Origin of the sequence: Streptomyces sp. SID10853 (assembly GCF_010548145.1) — a bacterium.
In the GTDB taxonomy this organism is placed as follows: Bacteria; Actinomycetota; Actinomycetes; order Streptomycetales; family Streptomycetaceae; genus Streptomyces.
Genome location: NZ_JAAGLN010000305.1, coordinates 1 through 6,818, shown reverse-complemented (window position 1 = coordinate 6,818; position 6,818 = coordinate 1). Strand labels below are relative to the sequence as shown.

The following is a 6,818-nucleotide window of genomic DNA, read 5'->3' as shown; positions in this document are numbered from 1 at the left end:
CGGCCGGGCCGCCGAGTCCACCCGGGCGTTCGCCGCTCCCGCGCGCGGAGGGCGGTAGCGATGGGCTCCCTTCCTGAAGCGACGGCGCCCCCGGCCGGGCCCACGCCACCGCCGGCGGCCTCGCGCCGACGGCTGCCGGTCACCGTATGGGTGCTGGTCTGCGTCGTCTTCGTGTCCTCCCTGTGCGCCGGTGCCATCGCCCCCGTGCTGACCGAACGCACCTCGGAACTGGCCTCCACCACCGCGGTGTCGGGTGTCGTCAGCGCCTTCTTCCTGGCCCGCCTGCTGTTCACACCGGTGGCGGGGCGGCTGGTCTCCGGCGGCCTCGCCCGGCGGGTGCTGCCGGCCGGGCTGCTGCTGACGGCGGCCTGCACCGGGTCGGTCGGACTCACCCATTCCTACTGGCAGTTGCTGGGCCTGCGGGTCCTCGGCGGGGTGGGCTCCGCGACGTTCACCGTGAGCGCCGTCGCCCTGCTCGTGGCCTCCGCCCCCGCCGCGCTGCGCGGCCGGGCGTTCGGTGTGTGGTCCGTCGGTTTCGAGTCGGGTACGGTCATCGGCCCGATGGCCGGTGCCGGTCTGGTCACCCTCGCACCGTCCGCGCCGTTCACCGTGGCCGGAGTCTGCCTGGCGCTCACCGCGGTCGCGGCGCTCCTGCTGCCCGCCGCCGTGCCCACGGACACCGGGAGGGCCGCGGCGGACGCGACGGGCGGGGGCACCCGTACGGTGCGCCTGCGGGACATGCTCGCGGCGCCCGCCTATCGCGCCGCCCTGCTGTCCAACTTCGCGGTCGGCTGGGGCGCGTACGGCATCCAGGTCTCCCTGGTACCGCTGTTCGTCACGGCCCACTTCACCCGGGGCGCTCCCCTGTCCTCCCTCGCGCTGACTCTCTTCGCCGTGGGCGGCGTGGTGGTGCTGCCGATCGCCGGACGGCTCACCGACGGCTGGGGACGGCGGCCCGTCGTCCTCCTGGGACTCACGCTGTTCGGTGTCGGCCTCGCCGGAATCGGGCTCAGCACCGCGCCGGTCCCCCTGCTGGCGGCGGCGCTCCTCACCGGAGCGGGCTGCGGGATCGTCGGTCCCGCGCACGGCGCCGCGGTCGCGGACATCGTCGGCCCCGACTCCTCGGGCGGTTCCGCGCTCGCCGGTTTCCAGGTCACCGCGGACGTCGGAGCCGTCGCCGGACCGCTGCTCGCCGGACTGACCGCGCAGGAACTCTCCTTCCCTGCCGCGTTCCTGCTCACCGCGGCGATCCCCGCGCTCGCCCTGCTGGCCTGGCTGCGCGCACCCGAGACCAGGCCCCTCCAGGCCCCCGCCACCTGACCCTCGCGCCCGCGGCCCCGTGCCGCGCGGCCACCCCGCACGCGCCGCACCGTCCGGTGCGCGCCACCACCCCACCGCCGCATCGATCGACAGAGGTGATCCGAACATGTTCAGCCATCAGGACGAGCAGGAGTGGCTCCAGCAGGAACGGGAGATCAACGCCGCCGTCGGGGACGGGGGCTTCGGCCCCGCCGACCGCCTCAGCTCCTGGACGGAGAGGTCTCCGTTCGCCCTGTGCCAGTACTTCCTGCTGCGTCTGGGCGGCACCACCTGGCTGGGACGCAAGCTGGTCCCTGAGGACCGTACCGACCCCTCGTCCGTGCTCACACCCCGAATGCTGATGGGCGAGTTCGAGAGTCTGCGCTTCACCCGGCAGCGGGTGGAGTTCTACTTCACCGCCCGCTCCGCGCAGGCGCACGCGGACACGCTGGCCCGGGCCTCCAAGGACCCGGAGGCCGACCTCGACTTCCCCTTCCCGCGGCTGGACCGCGACTGGAACGAGGCCCTGGTCCCGGCGTACGTATGGGACGGCACCGCGGAACTCACCGACAGCCTCGACCCGGACGAGGAGCACTTCCGGGCCGCTGCGGCGATCGTGCTGCGCGACGTCGTGCGGCCCGGTGACACCGTCTATGACCCGGCCTGCTCCACCGGCAGGTTCGTGTCATCGCTCGGGGCGGCCTTCCCTGAGTGCCGGGTGCTGGCATCCGACGCCTCACAGAAGATGGTCGAACTGGCCAGGCGGCGCATCCCGGACGCGTTCGTCGCCGACGGTCTCAGCATGCCGGTGCCAGAAAGGTCGGTGCAGGTACTCGTGCTGCGCTTCCTCAACGCGGAAGTGCTCAGCGCGGACGCGGCCGTCGACGGGTTCCGTTCGCTGACACGGCTGATCGCGCCGGGAGGGCACGCCCTGGTGTTCGGGCACACGCCCGTGCTGCCCGCCGTGCGGCACCTCGCGGGGGAACTCGGCCTGGAGGTGCGCTCGTCGGTGGGCGCCGTGCCAGGACGGCCGGACGAGGTGTTCCAGTTCTACCTGCTGAGCCGTCCCGCGGCGACCGTCTGACGGCAGCCGGTGCCCGGCCGGGTCCGGCCGGGCACGGTCACCGGCCTTCCTCGGTGTCGGAGGCGAGCCGGAGCAGGATCGGCGCGTGGTCCGACGCCTCCCGCCCGTCGGCGCCGGCCGGCACGTCGGCCAGCGGACGGTAGGAGCGCACCGACGGGAGCAGCGGGCCGGAGGCGAGGAACAAGTCGATGCGCCGGGCGGGGTCGCCCTCCTCCGACACACCGACCGTGGGGGTGCGGTCCCCGAGATGGGCTCCCACATCGGTGAAGAGACCTTCTCCGAGCAGCGCGCCCACCGGGGTGCGGTCGGTCTCGGTGCCGTCGGGCGGCAGATGGTTGCCGGCCCGGTGGGCGGGCACACCGCTCCAGTCGGGCTCCCGGTCGCCGGGCGGCACCGTGTTGGCGTCCATCGCCACCAGCGTCGGGGTCCTCACATGGGGCCCGACGAAGCCACGCAGCCGGTCCGACTCGATCCTCCGGTTGAGCGGGCTGTACGGGTCGAGGTGGGCGGCGACGAACCGTACCGGCTCGCTGCGTCCCGGCAGCCGCAGCAGGGCGCTGCCGAATCCGTGCCAGGGGTTGAGGCCGGGCAGATAGGCGTCCACGGACCGGACCTCCACCCCGGGACGCCACAGGATCGCCTGGTGGCACTCGGTCCCGGCGTGGAAGAGCGCGCCTTCCATGCCGAGGGACCGCTGGGCGTCGGTGAAGAGCGCCTCGTCGTCCAGGTCCCAGCACCACGCCTCTGTCACCAGCAGCACGGAGGGCCGCTCCCGCAGGATCAGCGCGCGCTGGGCATGCCACCGGGTGTCGTCGCCCGCGTGCCGTTCGAATCCGGCCCGGAACAGGTTCCAGAACATCACGGACGTCCCGGCGTCCCGCTCCTCCTCCCCGCCCGGCCCGTCCCTCGTCGCGCCGGTCTGTCCGGCCGTCGTCATCGCCGTCATCTCGGTGTCCGTCCGCCGCCGGCGCCGCCCGCTGCGCGCAGTTCCATTCCTGCCGTCCTCTCCGAGTCCCGCCGGCCGTCCGGCCGCGGTCACGGGGTCCGTCGGCACCGGTGGCCGCTCTGCGGTACCGGAACGTCCGGACATCCCCGTCCACGGCACCACACGCCGCCGACGGCCGCCAACACCATGTGCGGGTGGATCTCACGGCGGCCTCCCGGAGCAGCCCGGGGCGTCCAGGACTGCCCGATCGGGGGAGGTCCGCGCCCGCCGGCCGGGCCGACGATGCCCCGGGGACGCAGGAGTTGCGTCCCACTCATCCTGTTCCTGCGACTTCCGAACTGGGAGGTGAGCGTGCGGTACCGCACTCTGGGCCCGGACGGCCCCCGGGTGTCTGCCCTCGGGCTGGGCACCACGTCACTCATGGGGATCTTCGGCAAACGCGACCCCGACACCGTCGCCGATACCCTCCGCCGGGGGCTCGACCTCGGCATCAACCTTGTGGACACCGCGCCCTCCTACGGGAAGGGCTTCGCAGAGACCGTCCTGGGCGAGGTCCTGCGGGGCCGCCGCGACGAGGTGGTGGTCTCCACCAAGATCGGCTGCTGGTCCCCGGAGGAGTTCGACTTCTCACCCGGCCGTATCCGCTCAGGTCTGGAGGACAGCCTGCGACGGCTGGGCACCGACCACGTCGACGTCCTGCTGGCGCACGACATCGAGTACGGCGGCCGGGACGAGATCATCGGCACCGTGCTGCCGCTGCTGGCGAGCCTCAAACGCGAGGGCAAGGCACGTGCCGTAGGCGTCTCCGGGCTGCCGCTGCCGGTGCTGGAGAGCGCGGTCGCCGCGGGCGGTGTCGACGTGGTGCTCTCGTACTGCCGCTACGGCCCCCACGACACCGCGCTGGAGAAACCCGTCGCCGACTGGCGCGCCCTGGGGGTCGCGACGTTGCTGGGCAGCCCGGCGGCGATGGGCCTGCTCACCCAGGCAGGGCCGCCCTCCTGGCATCCTGCCCCGCCCGCCCTGCGCGAGGCGGCGGCCCGGGCCGCCGCGCTGTGTGCGGACCGGGGCGCCGACCTGGCTCTGCTCGCCCTGCAGTTCGCTCTCGCACAGGACGACCTCGCCGCGGTCCTGACCGGGACCGGTGACCGCGAGCACCTGGAGGCGTCGGTACGCGCCGCCGCGACCGCGCCCGACGAAGAACTGCTCGCGGACGTCCTCGCCCTGTTCGCGGACGTCCCCGGCCCGAGCTGGCCGTCTGACGACGGGAACTGGCCGGACCTGCCCGCCTGACGGGCCGCGCCGTTCCGCCGTCTCCCGCATCCGTCCGCGGGTCCGCACCGACATCACTGGAGGCTCCATGTCCACGCCCGGCCCCACCGATCCGCCCATCCGGTTCGGCGTCATCGGTCTCGGCTTCGGCCGCTGCCACGCCAAGGTCCTGTCCACCCTTCCCGGCGCCCGTCTGGTCGCCGTGGCCGATCTCGACCCGGAGGCCCAGGGCATCGATCTGGAGCCGTGGGCCGCACGGCTGGGGGCCCGCGGCCACCGCGACGGGCTGCGCATGATCGCGGAGGAGGAACTCGACGCCGTGGTGGTCGCGGTGCCGCCGGCAGCACGGCGGCGGATCGTGGAGGCCGCCGGCGAACGCGGCCTCGCCGTCTTCCTGGAGAAGCCGTTCGCCGTCGACGACGCGCATGCGGAGGAGATGACCGCGCTGTTCGACCGGTTTCCCGGCATGCCGGTGATGATGGACTTCTGTCTGCGGCACCTGCCCGCCGTGCGCCGGCTCCGGGAGCTGCTGGACGGCCCGCTCGGCGAGGGGCTCGTGGTCAACGCCGACCTGGTGCTGCCGCGGGACGACAGCCCCAGCTGGGTGTGGGACACGGCCGTGGGCAATGGCATCGTCAACGAGAACACCTGCCATCTGCTGGACACCCTGTGCTGCCTGTTGGGTGAGCCGGTGGCCGTGCAGGCAGCCGGTGGTTCCTTCCTGGGCAGCCCGCTGGAGGACGGGGTGGCCGTCACCCTGCGCTTCGCGTCGGGCGCGGCGGCGGTGCTGACAGGAGGCGCGCTCGGTGCGCAGGCGCTGCGCACGCCCGCCGCCCTGTCGGTGTACACGCGGCACGGGCAAGCCCGGCTGACCGGGCACGACCACATGTTCGGCGATCTGGAGTGGGCCACCGCCGACAGCGCGGATCCCGAGCGCGAGAGCTGGCCGCTGCCGGGACGCGGGGAGATCAGCGCCGCGGCCCTCGCCCACTTCGTGGCCGCCTTGCGCGCGGGCACCGCGCCCGCGCCGGGCCGGGACGCGGGGGTGCTCGCCGTGCGGATCGCGATGGCGGTGCGGGCCGCCCTCACATCGGGTGCGACCGTGAAGATCTGATGCTCCGTCACTTCCCTGGAAGGCCGTGACGTGCACGGCTGGGGGGCCCGCGTCCGCGGGCCCCCCAGCCGTGCACGCCGCTACCGTGCGGCCCGTGTCTCCCACGCCGCCCGGTGGAAGGCCAGGTGCTTGAAGTGGGCGAGCAACCGCTGGTCGTGGTCGACCGCCTTCACCGTATGGGTACCGCCGCCCGCCACCGCACCGTAGTCGGTCGCGAAGGTCTTGACGCTCTCCACGCCCAGCGCGAACAGCCGCGTCGCGGGCGCGGTGCGGAACAGCACGCCGGGCCGTCCCCAGCGGTCCGGGTGCGAAGTGAACAGCGTGACACCGACGTCGGCGTGCTCGTCCTCGAGCCGGGCAGCGCCCATCAGCAACGCGGGCTGGGTGCCGTTGGCGCCGATGTCGACGAGGGTCAGCGGCCTTCCGGTGGAGGGCAGTTGCCCGGCCAGGTCCCGGCACACACGGGAGAAGAGTCCGGTCGTGATGGACTGGCGGATCACCGCGTCGGTCTGCGCCACGGGCGTCCCGTACAGGGTGAGTTCACCCCGCCGCAACCGCCGCGCCTGGTCGGTGCCGTGCCGGGCCTCCTCGGCGAACCGGCGCAGGAACAGCTCCTCGAACGGCGGGCCGCCGGGCGTGTCATGGGCATCCTGGCGGGCAGCGGTGATGAGGCGGGCCAGCTGGGAGGCGACGAGTCCGTTGTCCATCCAGGCCCGCTGGCGCCCCGCCTCGCCGCGTGCGGTGACCTCTGCGGGCCCGAAGACCTGCCGGCTGGTGCGGGCCAGGACGGCCCGCTCCGTGTCGCCGAGCAGCGAGAGCCGGCTGACGTAGCAGACCCGGGACGCGTCGGTGGTACCCGCCAGCAGGTCGTGGCAGGGCTTGAGGAACTCGCCGTCGGTGCCCAGGAAGACCGCCGTACGGCCGGAGTCGGCGGGCAGTGCCGCGGCGAGACGTGCGGCCACCTCCAGGCCGGCGCGGTGGAGGGCCGCGTACAGCTCCGCCGGGGTGGGCCGCGCCGGGTCGCGGACGCCGGACGCGTCGAACAGGGCCCGCAGGTTGCGCCGGTACTCGGCACCCTCCTCCGGGCCGAGCGAACCCGTCTGGGC

At 74.0% G+C, this 6,818-nt stretch carries 6 protein-coding genes; 4 read left to right on the top strand and 2 right to left on the bottom strand.

Annotated features, from left to right (window positions below; genetic code table 11):
* The first annotated feature begins 60 nt into the window (after window positions 1-60).
* A complete protein-coding gene (locus tag G3I19_RS32955; protein WP_164267383.1) occupies window positions 61-1,320 on the top strand; it encodes an MFS transporter in 1,260 nt (419 codons plus the stop codon).
* 106 nt (window positions 1,321-1,426) lie between these two features.
* Window positions 1,427-2,383 (top strand): class I SAM-dependent methyltransferase, encoded by a 957-nt coding sequence (locus G3I19_RS32950; RefSeq protein ID WP_164267382.1) that lies wholly within the window; start codon window positions 1,427-1,429, stop codon window positions 2,381-2,383.
* A gap of 37 nt (window positions 2,384-2,420) precedes the next feature.
* Here the strand turns inward: G3I19_RS32950 and G3I19_RS32945 are convergent, their stop codons facing one another.
* Complete coding sequence (locus G3I19_RS32945) at window positions 2,421-3,329, bottom strand: endonuclease/exonuclease/phosphatase family protein (protein ID WP_239074996.1); 909 nt, start codon at window positions 3,327-3,329, stop codon at window positions 2,421-2,423.
* 351 nt (window positions 3,330-3,680) lie between these two features.
* Between G3I19_RS32945 and G3I19_RS32940 the strand changes: the two genes are divergently transcribed.
* Both G3I19_RS32940 and G3I19_RS32935 read left to right on the top strand, forming a co-directional pair.
* Window positions 3,681-4,619, top strand: coding sequence for an aldo/keto reductase (locus tag G3I19_RS32940; RefSeq protein WP_164267381.1), 939 nt, complete (start codon window positions 3,681-3,683; stop codon window positions 4,617-4,619).
* Window positions 4,620-4,686: 67 nt separating this feature from the next.
* Entirely contained in the window at window positions 4,687-5,712 is a 1,026-nt protein-coding gene (locus tag G3I19_RS32935) for a Gfo/Idh/MocA family oxidoreductase (protein WP_164267380.1), read from the top strand.
* A gap of 80 nt (window positions 5,713-5,792) precedes the next feature.
* Here the strand turns inward: G3I19_RS32935 and G3I19_RS32930 are convergent.
* Window positions 5,793-6,818 (bottom strand): hypothetical protein (locus G3I19_RS32930; RefSeq protein WP_164267379.1); only part of this gene is annotated, 1,026 nt, incomplete at its 5' end.